The organism is Pedobacter sp. (assembly GCF_046462515.1).
In the GTDB taxonomy this organism is placed as follows: domain Bacteria; phylum Bacteroidota; class Bacteroidia; order Sphingobacteriales; family Sphingobacteriaceae; genus Pedobacter.
The window spans coordinates 614,319-630,968 of sequence record NZ_JBKGVD010000009.1 but is presented as its reverse complement, the minus strand read 5'-3'; the positions used below and the strand labels follow the sequence as shown (position 1 = coordinate 630,968).

The 16,650-nt window shown below is 36.8% G+C and carries 20 protein-coding genes; 8 read left to right on the top strand and 12 right to left on the bottom strand.

The annotated features are described in order from the left end of the window. Positions 1-45 precede the first annotated feature (45 nt). Both ACLHG9_RS14685 and ACLHG9_RS14680 read right to left on the bottom strand, forming a co-directional pair. Positions 46-1,032: an FKBP-type peptidyl-prolyl cis-trans isomerase gene (locus tag ACLHG9_RS14685; RefSeq protein WP_410222255.1), complete on the bottom strand. Its 987-nt coding sequence runs from the start codon at positions 1,030-1,032 to the stop codon at positions 46-48. A 77-nt stretch (positions 1,033-1,109) separates the two neighbouring features. Then, positions 1,110-2,120, bottom strand: a complete 1,011-nt coding sequence (locus ACLHG9_RS14680) for a DHH family phosphoesterase (RefSeq protein WP_410222254.1) — start codon at positions 2,118-2,120, stop codon at positions 1,110-1,112. Positions 2,121-2,225: 105 nt separating this feature from the next. Between ACLHG9_RS14680 and ACLHG9_RS14675 the strand changes: the two genes are divergently transcribed. From ACLHG9_RS14675 to ACLHG9_RS14665, 3 genes are all read left to right on the top strand, one after another. Continuing rightward, positions 2,226-2,645 carry a nucleoside-diphosphate kinase gene (locus ACLHG9_RS14675; protein ID WP_410222253.1) on the top strand — a complete coding sequence of 140 codons (420 nt, stop codon included), beginning with the start codon at positions 2,226-2,228 and terminating at the stop codon, positions 2,643-2,645. 83 nt (positions 2,646-2,728) lie between these two features. Beyond that, positions 2,729-3,508 (top strand): FKBP-type peptidyl-prolyl cis-trans isomerase, encoded by a 780-nt coding sequence (locus ACLHG9_RS14670; RefSeq protein WP_410222252.1) that lies wholly within the window; start codon positions 2,729-2,731, stop codon positions 3,506-3,508. A gap of 132 nt (positions 3,509-3,640) precedes the next feature. Then, positions 3,641-3,820 (top strand): hypothetical protein, encoded by a 180-nt coding sequence (locus tag ACLHG9_RS14665; protein WP_410222251.1) that lies wholly within the window; start codon positions 3,641-3,643, stop codon positions 3,818-3,820. A 3-nt stretch (positions 3,821-3,823) separates the two neighbouring features. Here the strand turns inward: ACLHG9_RS14665 and ACLHG9_RS14660 are convergent, their stop codons facing one another. Together ACLHG9_RS14660 and recF are read right to left on the bottom strand one after the other, a co-directional pair. Continuing rightward, positions 3,824-4,114 (bottom strand): DUF721 domain-containing protein, encoded by a 291-nt coding sequence (locus tag ACLHG9_RS14660; RefSeq protein WP_410222250.1) that lies wholly within the window; start codon positions 4,112-4,114, stop codon positions 3,824-3,826. Continuing rightward, the gene (gene recF / locus ACLHG9_RS14655) at positions 4,107-5,210 is read right to left on the bottom strand and encodes a DNA replication/repair protein RecF (RefSeq protein WP_410222249.1); all 1,104 of its coding nucleotides are present in this window, start codon (positions 5,208-5,210) and stop codon (positions 4,107-4,109) included. The genes ACLHG9_RS14660 and recF overlap by 8 nt, the downstream gene beginning before the upstream one ends. Before the next feature lie 193 nt (positions 5,211-5,403). On the opposite strand from recF, the gene ACLHG9_RS14650 reads away from it, so the two are divergent. From ACLHG9_RS14650 to ytxJ, 4 genes are all read left to right on the top strand, one after another. Further along, positions 5,404-6,072, top strand: a complete 669-nt coding sequence (locus ACLHG9_RS14650; RefSeq protein ID WP_410222248.1) for a tetratricopeptide repeat protein — start codon at positions 5,404-5,406, stop codon at positions 6,070-6,072. 99 nt (positions 6,073-6,171) lie between these two features. Next, positions 6,172-6,663, top strand: coding sequence for a 6,7-dimethyl-8-ribityllumazine synthase (ribH, locus tag ACLHG9_RS14645; protein ID WP_410222247.1), 492 nt, complete (start codon positions 6,172-6,174; stop codon positions 6,661-6,663). 39 nt (positions 6,664-6,702) lie between these two features. After that, a complete protein-coding gene (locus ACLHG9_RS14640; RefSeq protein WP_410222246.1) occupies positions 6,703-6,825 on the top strand; it encodes a hypothetical protein in 123 nt (40 codons plus the stop codon). Beyond that, on the top strand, positions 6,825-7,163 hold the full coding sequence (gene ytxJ / locus ACLHG9_RS14635; protein WP_410222245.1) for a bacillithiol system redox-active protein YtxJ: 339 nt from the start codon (positions 6,825-6,827) through the stop codon (positions 7,161-7,163). Before ACLHG9_RS14640 ends, ytxJ begins: the two co-directional genes overlap by 1 nt. Before the next feature lie 152 nt (positions 7,164-7,315). Here the strand turns inward: ytxJ and ACLHG9_RS14630 are convergent, their stop codons facing one another. Together ACLHG9_RS14630 and ACLHG9_RS14625 are read right to left on the bottom strand one after the other, a co-directional pair. Beyond that, complete coding sequence (locus ACLHG9_RS14630) at positions 7,316-8,818, bottom strand: malate:quinone oxidoreductase (protein ID WP_410222244.1); 1,503 nt, start codon at positions 8,816-8,818, stop codon at positions 7,316-7,318. Between the two features lie 58 nt (positions 8,819-8,876). Continuing rightward, positions 8,877-9,281, bottom strand: coding sequence for an OsmC family protein (locus ACLHG9_RS14625; RefSeq protein WP_410222243.1), 405 nt, complete (start codon positions 9,279-9,281; stop codon positions 8,877-8,879). 237 nt (positions 9,282-9,518) lie between these two features. Between ACLHG9_RS14625 and lipA the strand changes: the two genes are divergently transcribed. Next, positions 9,519-10,412, top strand: coding sequence for a lipoyl synthase (gene lipA, locus ACLHG9_RS14620; protein WP_410222242.1), 894 nt, complete (start codon positions 9,519-9,521; stop codon positions 10,410-10,412). A 66-nt stretch (positions 10,413-10,478) separates the two neighbouring features. Here lipA and ACLHG9_RS14615 read toward each other — a convergent pair whose 3' ends face one another. From ACLHG9_RS14615 to ACLHG9_RS14590, 6 genes are all read right to left on the bottom strand, one after another. Beyond that, complete coding sequence (locus ACLHG9_RS14615) at positions 10,479-11,339, bottom strand: nuclear transport factor 2 family protein (protein ID WP_410222241.1); 861 nt, start codon at positions 11,337-11,339, stop codon at positions 10,479-10,481. Positions 11,340-11,417: 78 nt separating this feature from the next. Next, entirely contained in the window at positions 11,418-12,404 is a 987-nt protein-coding gene (locus tag ACLHG9_RS14610) for a M28 family peptidase (protein WP_410222240.1), read from the bottom strand. Positions 12,405-12,412: 8 nt separating this feature from the next. Next, complete coding sequence (gene cysS / locus ACLHG9_RS14605) at positions 12,413-13,873, bottom strand: cysteine--tRNA ligase (protein ID WP_410222239.1); 1,461 nt, start codon at positions 13,871-13,873, stop codon at positions 12,413-12,415. Positions 13,874-13,907: 34 nt separating this feature from the next. Beyond that, complete coding sequence (locus ACLHG9_RS14600) at positions 13,908-15,047, bottom strand: endonuclease/exonuclease/phosphatase family protein (protein ID WP_410222238.1); 1,140 nt, start codon at positions 15,045-15,047, stop codon at positions 13,908-13,910. Further along, on the bottom strand, positions 15,047-15,913 hold the full coding sequence (locus tag ACLHG9_RS14595) for a rhomboid family intramembrane serine protease (RefSeq protein WP_410222237.1): 867 nt from the start codon (positions 15,911-15,913) through the stop codon (positions 15,047-15,049). The genes ACLHG9_RS14600 and ACLHG9_RS14595 overlap by 1 nt, the downstream gene beginning before the upstream one ends. Next, on the bottom strand, positions 15,906-16,634 hold the full coding sequence (locus ACLHG9_RS14590) for a rhomboid family intramembrane serine protease (protein WP_410222236.1): 729 nt from the start codon (positions 16,632-16,634) through the stop codon (positions 15,906-15,908). Before ACLHG9_RS14590 ends, ACLHG9_RS14595 begins: the two co-directional genes overlap by 8 nt. Positions 16,635-16,650: the final 16 nt, after the last annotated feature.

Below are 16,650 nucleotides of genomic sequence, written 5' to 3'. Positions count from 1 at the left end.
TGTTTGAGAAACTCAAACAGGGTTTACAATCGTAAATAATCTAAATTATTTTTTTACAGGAGCCGGAGGTGCTGGTTGCACAGGTGCTGCTGCTTTAGGTTTAATAATATCTATTACTTCTATTTCAAAAACCATTGGTGTGTATGGCGCAAATGGACCACCGCCTTCTTCTCCATAACCTAATTTAGACGGGAAAATAGCTGTGATTTTACCCCCTTTACCTATTAATTTTATAGCTTCAGAGAAACCAGGTACTACGTTGGTAGGTAACATTTTTGCAGGCTCATATTTATGGCCAGGCTGTATGTGATCAGCTTCTTTAGCAGCTTTTTCAACGTTGGTATCAAATAAAACGTATTTACCTTTGGCATTTTTCTTGGTAAATCTACCAATATAGTTAATCACCACAGTGTCTGTATTGTTTGCTTTTTCGCCGGTACCCGGAGCAGTAATTACATACTCTAAGCCACTTGGTGAAGTAGTTACTTTTAAATTATTTTCTTTGATATATTGTTTGATTTTACCTGGCTCAGCAGCTTTTCTTTTCTCCATATCAGCTTTGTAGTCTGCCTGAAAAAAATCGCTTGCCTTTTTATGAAATACCGAATCAGGTTCATTAGCTCCTTTTTTGAATACTTTTTCAACTTTAACCGTAAATATCATGTATTTATCATTTTTAAATTGCTCTGGTTTAGGCTGGTTTGTACGTGCAGCCATAGTATCCAAATTAATTTTAAATGTTGCGCTGTCACCTTCACCAAAAAGTGTCAACACATCATTCATATCTCCCGCATAATTCTTTTTACTTACAGGAAATATTTGCGCCTGTTCAGTCTCGTAAGTGCTCCCTAATACAGAATCTTTTTCATTTTTCTGGGTAAAATTAATCTTAACGATATCTCCTTCTTTAATTTTGTCTTTTCCACCAGATTTATGGATGGTATATAACAAACCTCCCGGTCCTTTCTTTTCAGTGTTACATGCAGCTAAACCTAAGGCAGCTACAAAAAGAATTGCTAAACTTTTTTTCATTTAATTTTATGTTTAATAACGTGATGCGAATTTAACAGCTTTACGCTTTACTTATATATTTATTATAAAAATTTATGCTAAACAAAAAGCAGTGCTTTATATTCAGGTAATACAGCTTTGAAAGCCTCTACGGTTTGTTCAAGGTTCTGATCAGATGAGCCTCCTGCAGCATTTCTGTGACCTCCTCCGTTAAAATACTTTTTACAGATCTCGTTTGCAGGAAAATCACCGGTAGATCTTAATGATAATTTAACCTTATCCGTACGCTCAATAATAAAAGCAGCCAGTTTAATGCCATTAACAGACAAAGCATAATTTACAATACCTTCTGTATCGCCGGTTTCTATTTTAAACTGTTCTAGCTCCTGCTTATTTACACTAATAATAGCTGTATTAAAATCTCTTAGAATTTCTAATTTATGCGATAGGCAATAACCTAAAAATTTGATCCGGGTCTCTGAAACATTATCATAAACCAGTTGATGGATCCGCCAATGTTCAGCTCCGGCATCGATCAGATCAGCAGCAATACGGTAAACTTCAGATGTTGCTGAAGGGAAACGAAAAGATCCTGAATCTGTCATAATTCCCGTATACAAACAGGTAGCCACATCTTTGTTAACCAGCTGAGGTTCTTCCATTACATTTATGATAAAATCATAAACCAGCTGCGCAGATGCACATGCATTGATATTCCAGTGCCTGTAATCATCAAAATCTTCGGGATCCAAATGATGATCGATCATTACTTTTACGGCAGAAGCCTCTCTCACATGTTCTCCGAGAGCATTAATCCGTCCTAACGCATTAAAGTCTAAGCAAAAAATAATAGCAGCTTCATTTACCAGTTTTACAGATTGTCCTTCTGCTTCTGTATAAATAAGCACCTCACTGTTGTTGGGCATCCAATGTAAAAATTCAGGATAATCTGTGGGTGCAATTACACTAACGTGATGTCCTTTTTGAATTAGGTAGGCATATAATCCTAATGATGAGCCCATAGCATCACCGTCAGGTTTGTGGTGCGTAGTAATCACAATCTGTTGAGGTACTGACAATAAGCTTTTTAAATCGGTACTTGTAATCATATATAGCTTGCGAAGTTAAGGATTTTAAACATAAAGATATCTTCTTATTACTGTCTCTTTAATTTTAATTTTATAAACTGTATTTTTGCAAAAAATTTAATACAAATGACAACTAACAGAACCTTTACTATGATTAAACCTGATGCTGTTGCGAACGGACACATCGGTGCAATCATAAATGATATCACAAAAGCAGGATTTAAAATTATTGCAATGAAGTACACCAGACTGAGCCCTGAAAAAGCAGGCGAGTTTTACGCTGTACATAAAGAGCGTCCTTTTTATAATGATTTAGTTAGCTTCATGTCTTCAGGACCAATTGTTGCGGCTATTTTAGAGAAAGACAATGCAATTGAAGAGTTCAGAAAACTAATCGGATCTACAAATCCTGCTGAGGCTGCAGAAGGCACCATCCGTCAGAAGTATGCCAAATCTATTGATGCAAACGCTATCCATGGATCAGATTCTGATGAAAATGCACAAATTGAAGGAGATTTCTTTTTCACTGCTGATGAGCGTTTCTAAGCATTAAGAATATTGTTTTTAACTAAGCACTCTTTTCAGGGTGCTTATTTTTTATTTGTATATTTCGCCTTAAAACCTTTAACATGAAAAAAACTTTTATCCTAATATTTGCCTTAGCTCTATCTGCTCAGGTAAAAGCGCAAAACAAAACCAAAACAGCTACAGTAGCCAAAAAACCAGCTTCAATAACTAAAACAATAACCAAAACTACATTTACAGCAAAACCTGTTTTTACTAATCTACTTGATTCTGCCAGTTACGCGTTTGGTAACGCCATGGCTAGCAATTTAAAAGCCGGGGGATTAAGTAGTTTAAATTACGAATTGTTGGTTAAGGGTTTAAAAGATGCTTTTGATAGCAACACTCCTGTTTTAAATGAAGAAACCGCTCAACTCACTATTAACAAACTTTTTGAAAGTCTGGCCAGTGTAAGAGAAGAAAAAAGCAAAAACCAGTTTGCTGCACAGATTAAAGAAGGTGAAGAATTTCTGGCAAAGAATAAATTAAAAAAAGGCGTTATTACTACTGCAAGTGGTTTGCAATATGAAATTATTAAACAGGGTACGGGCAATAAACCCAAAGCCACAGATCAGGTAACTGTACATTATCAGGGCACTTTACTTAATGGCTTTGAGTTTGACAGTTCTTATAAAAGAGGCGAGCCTATTTCTCTTGATTTGAACCGTGTAATTAAAGGCTGGACAGAGGGTGTTCAGTTAATGCCTGAAGGTTCAAAATATAAATTCTACATTCCTTATAATTTAGGTTACGGAACAAGCGGCGCTGGACAAAATATTCCTCCGTATGCTACATTAATCTTTGAAATTGAGCTGATTAAAATAGACGCACCTGCAGCTAATTAGCTTAAATTTCAATAAAGGATTTTTCATAGAGGTCATTAAAAAGGTTATTTATTTTTAATGACCTTTTCTTTTTACTTAAAGTTATAAAACCTTTTTAACCACTAAAACGTTAATAATTAAAACGGAGAAGCTATGAAAAATTTTAGTTGGATTGCTTTAGTATTGATATTTTGTACCACACTACAGAGTTGCGAATTTATAGCTGGTATTTTTAAAGCAGGTGTATGGTCAGGCGTACTAATCGTTGTTTTGGTTTTAGCCCTTATTATCTGGCTGGCTGCAAAAATTTTTGGAGGCAGTAAGGATTCTTAATGTTTATAAAAAAACAATCTCACTGATTACTGGTGTGCCAATTCTTTCATTAATCTTGTGAATGATTGCAGAGCGCACCATAAGCAATTCATTTTTAATAACTGAAGATTCTATGCGGACAAATAGTTTGTGCTGATGTACATAAATCTGTGTAGTACGGTTAGATACTGCCGTTCCCATAATTTCCGGCCATAAGGCTACCACGCCAGTTTCATCAAATTTACCTTTTATACGGTAATGCTTGAGCATTTTCTCAATAGCCTCTTTCAGCGTTATATCATTTGGTTTACGCATGTGCTACATTTCCATTTACAACCTCAAACAAATTAATATCGGCTTTTATTTCATTAAACACGTTAATCACGCGTTCTTTATTAGCATCAGTAATGAAAATCTGTCCAAAATCATCATGCGATACCATTTGCATCAATTTATGTACTCTAAGATTATCTAACTTATCAAATATATCATCCAGTAAAAGCAAAGGTTTGTAACCTTTAAATTTTTGCAGGTAGCTATATTGAGCTAATTTTAATGCAATTAAAAACGACTTCTGTTGTCCTTGTGAGCCAAATTTCTTTAAAGGTACATCTGCAATACTAAAAAGCAATTCGTCTTTATGAATACCTGTGGTAGTACGTTCCAGTATGCGGTCTTTTTCCAAGCTTTCTTCCAGTAAAACCTCTAAAGGTTTTTCACTCAGCTGAGACTGGTAGTTTAAAGCCACTTCTTCAGCATCGCCCGAAATAAAGCTGTAATGCTTATTGAATAAAGGGATAAATTCGGTTAAAAACTGTTTACGTTTTGCAAAAATAGCATTCCCCACATGGGCTAACTGCTCATTTAGAATTTCTAAAAGCGCTACATCCAGTTTATGTGTGGCGGCCACCTGTTTAAGCAGCGTATTTCTGTTCAATAAATGTTTGTTGTATGTAATCAGCAAATCGAGATATTGCGTATCTGTTTGTGAAATCACATTATCAACAAAACGTCTGCGTTCTTCACTGCCTTCCATAATTAGGTTCACATCATAAGGAGAAATCATTACTACTGGAAATAAGCCTATATGATCTGCAAGTTTTTCATATTCCTTTTTATTTCGCTTAAACTGTTTTTTCTGATTTCGCTTAACCCCGCAGCTGATCTGTTCGGCTTTACCATCTTTATCAAAATTACCCTGCACCAAAAAAAGTTCTTCTCCTATTTTGATCTGTTGGTTATCTATTGGATTGAAATAACTTTTGCACAGGCACAGGTAATGTATGGCATCCAGCAAATTGGTTTTTCCGGCACCATTATTACCTACAAAAACATTAACAGTAGGTGAAAAAGTAAGCTCTGCCGATGCATAGTTTTTAAAATAAAGAAGAGTTAAATTTTTTAGCCACATAAGGTAAACAAAGTTACCATTTTTTACCCTCGTGGTAAATGTTTTATTTTGCAAAACGTTTTTACCTAAACAGGCTGGCAAAATTTGCGCTGAAAGCCATGGTAAAACGCTAAACTTTAATTAAATAGTTAAAAAGGGGTTGATACTTTCATTGAAAAATGTATTTTTGCAATCCTTAATTCCAAATTATAAAATGTCTGTAAAAGAGAAAGAAATAGAACACCCGGTAAGAAAAGGTTCTTTTGTTCAGGAAAATGCTAAAAGTTTACTCTTTATAGCTGGTGCAGTTGTAGTTTTAATTGGTATCTACATCTGGTATCAGAATGTTTATTTAAAAAATAGAGCCGAAGAAGCTTCTGCACAAATGTTCAAAGCAGAACAGTACATTGGCGTTGACTCATTAGCTAATAAAGCGATTAACGGCGAAGGCGGATACCCTGGATTAGAAAAAATTGCTGAGGAATACCAAAATACAAAATCAGCTAACTTAGCTAATTTATATTTAGGAGGCATATATCTTCGTAAAGGCGAGTATAAAAAAGCTGTTGACGCTTTAAACAAATACTCATCTACCGGTAGCGAAGTTATCGATCCACTTGCTTTAGGTTTGTTAGGTGATGCTTATAGCGAGCTTAAAGATTACAAACAAGCTGCTTCTTATTACAAAAAGGCTGCTGATAAATCTAACAATAAATTCACTGCTCCTATGTTCTTAAAGAAATTAGGTTTGGTTTATGAAGCTCAAAAAGATTTTAAAGCCGCAGAAGATGCTTATACCAAAATAAAAAGTGAGTTTCCTCAAAGTCAGGAAGCTGCAATGATCGATGAATATATCGCCCGAGCAAACGCACAAGTTAAATAAGATATAACCCTATTGATAAAAAAGCCCTGCAATGTTGCAGGGCTTTTTTGTTTCTGTTTACCCTATCGTAAAACATATAAATTAATTTATCTTTGCCACATGGCAACACATCTTAAAAACCTATCAGATTTCTCTCATACCACTATTCCCAATGGAGAAAAATTTAAAATCGGCATTATTGTAGCCGAGTGGAATGCAAAAATAACAGGAGCTCTTTATGAAGGTGCCTTCAGTACATTGAAAAAACATCAGGTTAAAGAAGAAAACATTGTTTCTTTAAGCATACCAGGCACGTTTGAGCTTTCTTCGGCAGCAGATATATTGTTGGCAAAACAACAAGATTTAGACGCCGTAATCTGCATAGGCTGTGTTATACAGGGCGATACCAAACATTTTGATTTTATTTGTGACGCTGCCGCACATGGTATAACCAACGTTGGTCTTAAACATGGCAAACCTGTTATTTTTGGCGTATTAACTACCAACGATGAACAACAAGCTATAGACCGTGCTGGTGGTGTGCATGGAAACAAAGGCGACGAGGCCGCCATCACAGCTATAAAAATGGCTCATTTTGCAGCACATGTTTAAGTTTAAAATTTGTATTTTAGAACCATTAAACTTTTAATAATGAAAAAAATAGCGATTATTGTGCTTGTTGTATTTTGCGTATTAAGTGTATTACAATCGTGCTCAAATAAACTTTGTCCGGCTTACAGTTCTTATCCTGAATATAAAGGGAGAAAAAATTAATGCGCTGGCAAGACCTTACTTCAACTCAACAGATTGATGAGATTAAGCAGTCCCCCGGCTATAGTGTTATATTTAAGCATAGTACGAGGTGTTCTGTGAGTTCAATGGCTAAAAGAAGTTTTGAATTTGGATGGGAAAGCATTCCTCCACATACCAAGCTTTATTTTTTAGACCTTATTGCCCATCGCGATGTTTCTAACTACATTGCAGAAACGTTTCATGTTCACCACGAATCGCCTCAAGCCCTTTTAATTAAAGACGGCGAGTGTATTTTAGATTCATCTCATAGTGATATATCGGCAGAAGAAATTGCCGCAGAAATAGAAAAATCTTTATAAAAAATGAGGCTGTCTAAAAAATAGGTCGTCACCCTGAATTTATTTCAGTCTGTTTACAGAAATACTACAACAATATTTCGGACTGAAACAAACTCAGAATGACGAATTTCAAGATTTTTGAAGCAGCTCCATTATTTATCATAATTCCTTTATCAGGAATTTAATTTCAACTCTTTAGAAGTATAATTACGGGTTTCGGCACATAACTCCGGATCTTCAGCTAATTTCTGTCCGTAACTTGGTATCATGCCTCTTATTTTGGTTTGCCATTCGGCAGTTTGTATCTGTTTTTTAAAACAACGCCCCAAAAGATCAAGCATAATAGATACTGCTGTTGAAGCACCGGGAGAAGCTCCCAATAAAGCCGCTATGGAGCCATCTGCAGCACTTACCACCTCAGTTCCAAATTCCAGTATACCTCCGCCGCTTGCTTTTCTTTTAATTACCTGTACACGCTGACCGGCAATTTCTAATTCCCAATCTTTAATATCGGCATTTGGCATAAATTCTTTTAAAGCTTCAAACCTGTCTTCGGGCGACTGACGTACCTGCTCGATCAGGTATTTAGTCAGATCGATATTTTTCAATCCTGCCGATATCATCGGGCGTATGTTGTTAAATTTAATAGACTTGGCTAAATCAAGGTAAGAGCCATTTTTTAAAAATTTGGTAGAGAAACCTGCATAAGGCCCAAAAAGCAAAGCTTGTTTACCATTAATGATACGGGTATCTAAATGAGGCACCGACATTGGCGGTGCTCCTACCGCGGCTTTGCCGTATACTTTGGCATGATGCTGGGCAATAACCTTTTCATTGGTACATTTTAACCATTGTCCGCTTACTGGAAAACCACCAAAGCCTTTTCCTTCTTTAATATCTGATTTTTCTAACAGCAATAAAGACCCGCCCCCAGCTCCAATGAATACAAATTTAGCTTTACGTTTAGCTTTTTTCCGGTTCTCTAGATTCTTTACCTCAACCTCCCAAATATTACCTTCTTTTTTAAGATCACGTACTTCATGGTGAAAATGGAGTTTCACACTTTCCTGTTTGCCTAAATAAGCAAACATTTCGCGGGTTAATGATCCAAAATTCACATCTGTTCCCAACTCCATTTTAGTGGCCGCCACTTTCTCCTTCTCATCCCTTCCTTCCATTACTAAGGGTATCCACTCTTTTATAGTTTTAGGATCTTCGCTGTATTCCATGTCTTTAAACAAGTTACAGGCCGTAAGATTGGTATGACGGGTCTTTAAGAAATCTACATTTTTTTTACCCCATACAAAGCTTAAATGAGGAATATGTTTAATGAAATCTTCAGGTTTTGACAAAACTCCTTTTTGCACCAGATAGGCCCAAAATTGCTTAGACACTTCAAAAGATTCTGCAATGCTTACAGCCTTTTTAATCTCCACTGTACCATTTGCTTTTTGTGGGGTATAATTAAGTTCACAAAAGGCAGAATGACCTGTTCCGGCATTATTCCAGGCATCAGAACTTTCGGCTGCAGCAACATCAAGTCTTTCATAAATTTCAATGCTTAGACCGGGTTCAAGTTCTTTTAAGAGCACGCCTAATGTTGCGCTCATAATGCCCGCTCCTATCAGAACCACATCTACATCGGTTTCGGTAACCGACTTTTTTTTCTTACTCATTAAAAAACCAAATAAAATCTATTTACTCTTAACACCGGAAAGTGCTAAAAAGTTTATACTAAAAGTTAAACGTAATTTCTTTCTTTATATCAGGATGCAGGCTATAGGCAACCGGACAAGTTCTTGCCGAACGCTCTATGATTTCTTTTTCTTTAGCAGAATAATTATTTTCAGGAAAATGCAGATCAATTCTGATCTCACTTACCCTGCGAGGTTGTTCGGCCATAATCTTGGTAACTTCGGCTGTAGCGCCATCTATATTAAAGCCATGTGTATTAGCCGCTATACCAACAATGGTAAGCATGCAGTTACCCAATGAAGTGGCCAAAAGATCTGTGGGAGAAAAAGACTCTCCTTTACCATGATTGTCTACAGGAGCATCAGTAATAATGGTATTTCCCGATTTTATATGAACCGAAGACGTTCTTAACCCTCCGGTATAGGTAATTTTTGATGTTGCCATTGCTAAATTTTCTGCAAATTTACTGCTTTGCAATTATTTATTATGCATATAGCTTTGTCTTTTAAGGGTTTTAAAGGCAATTTCTTATTTTTTTTACATTAGTCTTTCATGTGGCGCTAATGTAATGCCCCATCACTACCGTAAACCTGGTATCTATTTAATTTTAGCTTCAAAACATTACATGTTTGCAACATATAAGACTTATAACTATTGGCAAAGATTATTTAACTTTGCAATATGATAGAATTACCTGTTGTAGCTGCTGTTACCGATAAACCGCGTAAACCGGATTGGTTAAGAGTTAAATTACCTGTTGGTAAAGAATATGCTCAAGTAAGATCTCTTGTGGATGAACACAAGCTGCACACCATTTGCGAAAGTGGTAACTGCCCTAATATGGGCGAGTGCTGGGGAGCAGGAACAGCCACATTCATGATTCTGGGTAACATCTGTACCCGCTCATGTTCTTTTTGTGCTGTAGCAACCGGCAGACCATTAGCTGTTGATAATGACGAACCCAACCGTGTGGCCACTTCTGTTAAACTAATGGGCGTTAAGCATTGCGTAATTACTTCTGTTGACAGAGATGATCTTAAAGATGGTGGTTCTATCATCTGGGCTGAAACCTTAAAAGCGATCAGAAGAGAAAGCCCTGTTACTACCTTAGAAACCTTAATTCCTGATTTTAAAGGTCAGTGGGATAATTTATACCGCGTATTAGAAGAAAGACCTGAAGTTGTTTCGCACAATATGGAAACCGTAAAACGTTTAACCAGACAAGTGCGCATTCAAGCTAAATATGACAGAAGTTTAGAGTGTCTGAAAAGAATTTCTGAATTTGGTTTACGCACCAAAACCGGTATCATGTTAGGCTTAGGAGAAACTGAAGAAGATGTATTAGAAGCTATGGATGATCTGGTGGCTAACGGGGTACATATTTTAACCTTAGGCCAGTATTTGCAGCCTACAAAAAGCCATCATCCTGTAGTAGACTGGATCCATCCAGATCAGTTTGCCAAGTACAAAGAAGCCGGTCTTTCCAAAGGTCTAAAATACGTAGAAAGCGGCCCTCTGGTACGTTCTTCTTATCATGCAGAAAAACATTTATTCGATATTGAAGGTATAGCTTAATAATAAGCTTTAACATAAGAAAGGCTGTTCAAATTGAACAGCCTTTTATTTGTAACTAAGTGTTTATTACCTTACAGCTTCATTAAATATCTGAGCAATGATGTTCCATGTGGCATCCGACTGACGTTGCCAGATAAATACATAGTTGAAGCTTTCTCTCAGATCAGCTTTATAATCTATGGTTGCAACACCATAAGTATAAGCATAATCACCTCCTAAAGCTTTATCGGCTTGTACCGTTTTAAGAGAAATCTTATCTATAACTCTATTGTTGAAAGCTAAAATATCATTTTTACCGGTAATGGTTTCTGTTCCCGGAAACTGTAAAACCGCATCATGATTTAAAAAGCCTGCAAAAGCCTGAGGGCCCATTGCTTTTAGAGTAGTATTTAAAGTTTTTTCTGTAGCATAAATAATATCTACCGAAGCCTTTAGCTCTTTTGCTGAAGCAAATTTTGGTCTGTAACTATCTTTAGGCTCAACAAAGCTTTTTAATATTTTTTTATCAAAAGGCTTAACAGCATCTGCACCAATATCAATAATATATTCCCATTTACCATCATTAGCTCTCCATACAGTTAGATAATGTCCGTATGTTGCTTTACTTCCTTCGGCTACAGTATAATTACCTAAGGTAAAACCCCAATCGCCACTTCTTGATACCCTGGCGATCACCGGGTCCCAGCTTAAACCAGAAATATCTTTTGCAGTAGCAAAATGTTTTTTGGCATTTACCGGATTAGGTCTGAAAACAATTCCGTCCTGAGCTGCAAATTTTGAAAATGCTGCCGAAGTTCCTTCCTTTTTTACTGAAGCTGCAAACTCTTTTTCTGCTTCGACTAATGATTTAGTGGTACCGTCTGATCTTTGAGCGTAAGCACTGGCACAGAGCGTCATAGCTAAAGCTGATATAATAATTTTGTTCATGTTTTAGTTTTAATAGATGTAGCGAATATAAAGCTAAGTATTTACTTCGCTTAAAAAAGTATTTAACAATTAAACATACTACTGGGTTTTTTCGCGGTATATGGTTTCAAGCACAGTTTGTCCAACTGCTTTTAAGGTATTTCTGTCTATATTGTTCATATTATCTAATTGTGTATGCCAGTTTACATAAAATCCCGAATTATCAGAATAATGAATAATATCTGCTGTTGGTATGCCCGCTTGGTTCATCCAGAAATGGTCGTCAATGATATTTCCTGAAGGTACATTGATAAAATAAGACCCATAACCAATTTCATTACCTACATTCCAGATCTTATTTACAACGTTGGTTGCGTATTTTCTTGATACCTCATCTTGTGTAAATTGCGCATTACTACCGCCTACCATATCTAAATTGATACCATACATCGCTTTATATCCGGCAATATGTGGATTTTTAGCCCAATATTGCGAACCCAGGCACCATGTGGTTTCATTAGGACTGGTATCATTAGCTTTGCCATAATCTTCAATGTCCCATAAAATAAAATCAACGCCTACTTCTGGTTTGCTTTTCTGTATTTGTCTTGCCATTTCCAAAATCACAGCTACGCCACTAGCTCCATCATTGGCAGCTTCAAAAGGTTTATTTCTCATATCAAGATCAGGGTCCTGATCTGAGAAAGGACGTGCATCCCAATGTGCAGTAACCAATACACGCTGTTTTTTTTCAGGATCAAAAACAGCAACAATATTTTTTAAGGTATGGCTTTTACCATCATAAGTCTTTACCTCTGTTTTTTGGATGGTAACCTTAGCACCGAAACTGTTCAGTTTTTGCTCCAGATAAGCTGCACATTTAGCATGAGCATCTGTTGAGGGAATGCGTGGTCCGAAATCTACCTGTGCTTTGGCATAAGCATAGGCACTATCTGGATCAAATTCTGGAGATGTTAGTTTCACTGTGTTTTCTGTGCTCTCCTGGCCTGCGTTATTTTTATTCTGCTGACATGCATGCAGACTAAACAAGGCGATAGCCGGAAGTATTAACCATGTTTTTTTCATCTTATTAACTATATTTTAGTCCAGGTGGTACCTTCTTTACTGTCTTTTAATTGAATTCCTATTTTCTGTAAACCTATACGGATTGAATCTGAAGTAGCATAATCTTTATTGGATTTGGCTTCTTGTCTCAAGCTAATGATCATATCCAGCACATCATTCAAGTTGGTATTATCAGCTTCTTCGTTTTTAAGTCCGAAGATATCAAATACAAAATCATGCATCAGTTTTTTAAGCTTTTCAAGTTCCTCTGCCGAAATTTTATTTGTACCATCATAAATGGTATTAATGATCCTGGCCGCTTCAAATAATTCTGCAATGGCAACAGGGCTGTTAAAATCATCGTTCATTGCATTAATACAGTTTATTCTTATCGGCTCAATCTCTACATCGCTCTGTTCTGACGGCACGAGCTTAGGCAGTAAAGCCATGGCATTCATCAAACGTTTCAATCCTTTTTCAGAAGCATCTAAGGCATCGTTGCTAAAATCTAATGTACTGCGATAATGTGCCTGTAACATAAAAAAACGAACAGTCATTGGACTATATCCTTTACGCAATAAAGGATGATCTCCCGTAAAGAGTTCATGAGGCAAAAATCCGTTTCCTGCCGATTTTGACATTCGAGTACCATTTACAGTTAGCATATTGGTATGCATCCAATACTTGGCCGGTTGTACATGAGAACAGGCCTCTGATTGAGCAATCTCATTGGTATGGTGCGTAGCTGCAAGGTCCATCCCTCCACCATGTATATCAAACTCTTGCCCCAGATACTTTGCACTCATGGCCGAACATTCGATATGCCATCCCGGAAAACCCATACCCCATGGCGAAGGCCATTGCATAAGGGTTTCTGGCTTAGCTTTGATCCACAATGCAAAATCCAAACGACCGCGTTTATCATCCTGACCATTCAGTTCTCTGGTATTGGCCAGCATATCTTCTAAATTACGGTTGGTAAGAATGGTATAGTTATAGGTTTTGCTGTATTTTTCTACATCAAAATATATAGTGCCATCTATCTCATAGGCATAACCATTATTTATGATGGTTTTTATCATTTCTATCTGCTCAACAATGTGCCCGGTAGCTGTTGGCTCAATGCTTGGCGGAAGTGTATTGAACAATCTCAGCACCTCATGAAAACCTAGTGTGTACTTTTGTACAATCTCCATTGGCTCCAGCTGCTCCAGTTTGGCCCGTTTAGCAAATTTATCATCGCCTTCATCCCTATCGCCCTCTAAGTGGCCGGCATCGGTAATATTACGCACATAGCGTACTTTATAACCTGTATAAGTAAGATATCTGAAAATCAGGTCAAATGAAATAAAGGTACGACAGTTACCTAAATGTACATCACTGTAAACAGTAGGACCGCACACATACATCCCTACATGGGGTGCATTTAAAGGTTCAAAAATCTCTTTTTTGCGAGAAATTGTATTGTATAGCTGAAGTTCTTGTATCATATTACAAAGGTAATTTTTTTAGCATTAAACAGCTTTAGTTTTCTTCTACGCTAAGTAAAGAATTGCTAAAACTAATATCGCTGCGCACAGGAAAATGATCTGATAATTTTGCTTTTGAGATATGGTAGCTGTTAATCTGCAGATGAGAAGAAGTAGCAATATAATCTATCTGGAAATTAGGAAATTTACCATTATAGGTTTTTCCAAAACCCTGTCCTTTTTCTACAAAAGCATTTTTTAAACCTCGCATTACTTTACTTACGGCATAAGATGCAGGTGTATCATTAAAATCGCCGGCAATTACAAAAGGGAGTTTACAATTGCGCAGACTGTCTGTAAAAATCTCTACCTGCCCGCTTCGTTTCAAGAATGCAGATTTTAGCATTCCGGCTATTCTTCTGGTAGGTCGGTATTGAGCATCCATTTTTTTAGATATCTGATCTATGTAATCATAATCTTGCTTATCAAAAGATATAGATTGAAAATGCACATTATAAATTCTGAGCACTTGATTTTTAAACTGGATATCTGCAAATATACTTCCGTTACCTGCGGTTACCGCGCCATAAATTACCTGCCCGGTATTTTTAATGGGGTAACGCGAAAAAATAGCCGCACCCCAGGCCTCATAATCATTTTGGGCAGAAGGCAGAAAATAATAATACTTTAAACCCAAGCTTTTTTTAACGCTGTCGGTTATATCAAATGCACCTTTGTAACGGGTATAATACTCTTGAAAACAAATGATATCGGGATTCTGCTTTTTAATGACCTCAAAAATCTGGTCTTTGGTAGAAATATCATTATTCTCGCCATAACGTTTAAATTGATGTACATTATAGGTCATCAACCTCAAGGCATTACGGTCATTTTTTTCATCGCTACCTTCTTCTCCCGAAAACTGGTAACTGGCAGTTAAAGGTCCCCATCCACATAAAATTAAACCAGCAATTACTATTGAAAACAGCCATTTTTTCCTCAACAACCAATAAATAACCATCAGTATGTTTGCTATTAAAAAATAACTGTATGCCAGACCAAAAAAAGCTATATAAATAAATTTACGTGGATCTATTTTACCTGCTGTCATGCCTAAAAGCAAACCCAAAATAAAACCTGCCGTAATTAACAGCATCAGTTTATCCATAAATGTAAGTTTGCTGCTTTTCACCATTAGTCTTTGCTTGCGTCGAATAAAGTTTGTTTCTCTTTAGCAGTTAAATTACTGTAACCACTTTTTGATATTTTATCTAAAATGGCATCTATTTCTTTTTGATCTGCTTTTTTAGCCCCATGTTGTTGAGACGACTTATTTATTGTATCACTTTTAATAACCCGCAATTTAGGGTTTCTTTTGAACAGGTTACTCAGGTCATTACCTTTTTGCAACAACTTAATATAAGTAAAGCCCCATAATACCCCCCCTAAATGTGCCAGACTGCCTCCTACATTTATGCCAGAAGAAGAAGTACTGATAATATCGAGCAAAATATACGCTAACAGCAAATATTTTAGTTTAACTGTTCCAAACAGCATTAATCGTATGCTATAATCGGGCAGTAAAGTTGCAATGGCGGTAAAAACTGCCATGACTGCAGCCGAAGCTCCGATTAATGTTGCTCCCGCTACAGCATCTCTGAAAGCAGGAGCAATATTATAGATCAGGGCAAAGAACAAAGCTCCAGCAAATGCACCTCCCCAATATACAAAATGAAACTGACGGGTTTTTAAAAAGTCGAGGAATAATTGTCCCATCCAATACAACCAAAGCAGGTTAAACAAAAGATGAAAGAAATCCTGATGAAAAAAGGCATAGGTAACCAGAGTATAACATTTGATTAACCAGAGGTGAGGATCGGCAGGAAAAGCAAAATACTCACGAACAAATATGCTCACCATTCCGTTAATACCACTAAAGAACCCTAAAACCGATAAAATGCCCGTTATCAAAAATACTGCTGCATTGATACCTATATACAGCATAACGGGATTACCTGATTTAAACACTCTATACTTTATGTCATGCCAAATATTACTCATAATAGTCGTAAAATCTGTTGTTGTCTTTCCAGAGTTTTACCAGTAAAAAGCCAATCAAAGCGCCGCCTATATGCGCAAAGTGCGCCACCGAATCGCCCTGAAATTTACCCACACCCAAAAACAATTCTAAAACGACATAAACTGGGATTACGTATTTAACTTTTACCGGAACCGGGATAAACATAATGTACAACTCTACATTTGGATATAACATGGCAAAAGCTACTAGCAAACCAAATACTGCACCTGATGCACCAACCATAGGTGTGAAATAAACTGACGCTAAGGTTGCCGATTTTTCCATGGAATATAAAGCAGGATTGAATCTGTCTTTTAGAAACAGATCTAAAGGAATTTGCCCTCTGTCTATTGCCGAACCTGTAATCTGGTAAACTTCAAAAGCCTGTACTGCCCATTGCAGAGCCAGTGCCCCTAGACCTGTGATCAGGTAAAAATTAATAAACCGCTTTGCCCCCCAGCGTTGCTCTAATACACTGCCAAACATAAATACGGCATACATATTAAAGAAAATATGCATGAAACCGCCGTGCATGAACATGTAAGTGATGGGTTGCCAGAACCCAAAACGCGGCGAATCGAAATAATAAACTCCTAAAACCGTACCCAGATCTACCCGTGTTATAACCATAGTGGCTATAAAGAAGATCACATTGATGATCAGTATGTTTTTAACAACTGGTGGAATATGAATATTGTTCATACAATAATTTTGCGTT

Coding starts and splice junctions, on each gene's coding strand:
- ACLHG9_RS14685 (WP_410222255.1), bottom strand. CDS start 1,032: ATGAAAAAAAGTTTAGCAATTCTTTTTGTAGCTGCCTTAGGTTTAGCT.
- ACLHG9_RS14590 (WP_410222236.1), bottom strand. CDS start 16,634: ATGAACAATATTCATATTCCACCAGTTGTTAAAAACATACTGATCATC.
- ACLHG9_RS14665 (WP_410222251.1), top strand. CDS start 3,641: ATGAAAAATTTTAGTTGGATTGCTTTAGTATTGATATTTTGTACCACA.
- ACLHG9_RS14660 (WP_410222250.1), bottom strand. CDS start 4,114: ATGCGTAAACCAAATGATATAACGCTGAAAGAGGCTATTGAGAAAATG.
- ACLHG9_RS14595 (WP_410222237.1), bottom strand. CDS start 15,913: ATGAGTAATATTTGGCATGACATAAAGTATAGAGTGTTTAAATCAGGT.
- recF (WP_410222249.1), bottom strand. CDS start 5,210: ATGTGGCTAAAAAATTTAACTCTTCTTTATTTTAAAAACTATGCATCG.
- ACLHG9_RS14630 (WP_410222244.1), bottom strand. CDS start 8,818: ATGAGTAAGAAAAAAAAGTCGGTTACCGAAACCGATGTAGATGTGGTT.
- ACLHG9_RS14615 (WP_410222241.1), bottom strand. CDS start 11,339: ATGAACAAAATTATTATATCAGCTTTAGCTATGACGCTCTGTGCCAGT.
- ytxJ (WP_410222245.1), top strand. CDS start 6,825: ATGCGCTGGCAAGACCTTACTTCAACTCAACAGATTGATGAGATTAAG.
- lipA (WP_410222242.1), top strand. CDS start 9,519: ATGATAGAATTACCTGTTGTAGCTGCTGTTACCGATAAACCGCGTAAA.
- ACLHG9_RS14670 (WP_410222252.1), top strand. CDS start 2,729: ATGAAAAAAACTTTTATCCTAATATTTGCCTTAGCTCTATCTGCTCAG.
- cysS (WP_410222239.1), bottom strand. CDS start 13,873: ATGATACAAGAACTTCAGCTATACAATACAATTTCTCGCAAAAAAGAG.
- ACLHG9_RS14610 (WP_410222240.1), bottom strand. CDS start 12,404: ATGAAAAAAACATGGTTAATACTTCCGGCTATCGCCTTGTTTAGTCTG.
- ACLHG9_RS14675 (WP_410222253.1), top strand. CDS start 2,226: ATGACAACTAACAGAACCTTTACTATGATTAAACCTGATGCTGTTGCG.
- ACLHG9_RS14640 (WP_410222246.1), top strand. CDS start 6,703: ATGAAAAAAATAGCGATTATTGTGCTTGTTGTATTTTGCGTATTAAGT.
- ACLHG9_RS14650 (WP_410222248.1), top strand. CDS start 5,404: ATGTCTGTAAAAGAGAAAGAAATAGAACACCCGGTAAGAAAAGGTTCT.
- ribH (WP_410222247.1), top strand. CDS start 6,172: ATGGCAACACATCTTAAAAACCTATCAGATTTCTCTCATACCACTATT.
- ACLHG9_RS14625 (WP_410222243.1), bottom strand. CDS start 9,281: ATGGCAACATCAAAAATTACCTATACCGGAGGGTTAAGAACGTCTTCG.
- ACLHG9_RS14600 (WP_410222238.1), bottom strand. CDS start 15,047: ATGGTGAAAAGCAGCAAACTTACATTTATGGATAAACTGATGCTGTTA.
- ACLHG9_RS14680 (WP_410222254.1), bottom strand. CDS start 2,120: ATGATTACAAGTACCGATTTAAAAAGCTTATTGTCAGTACCTCAACAG.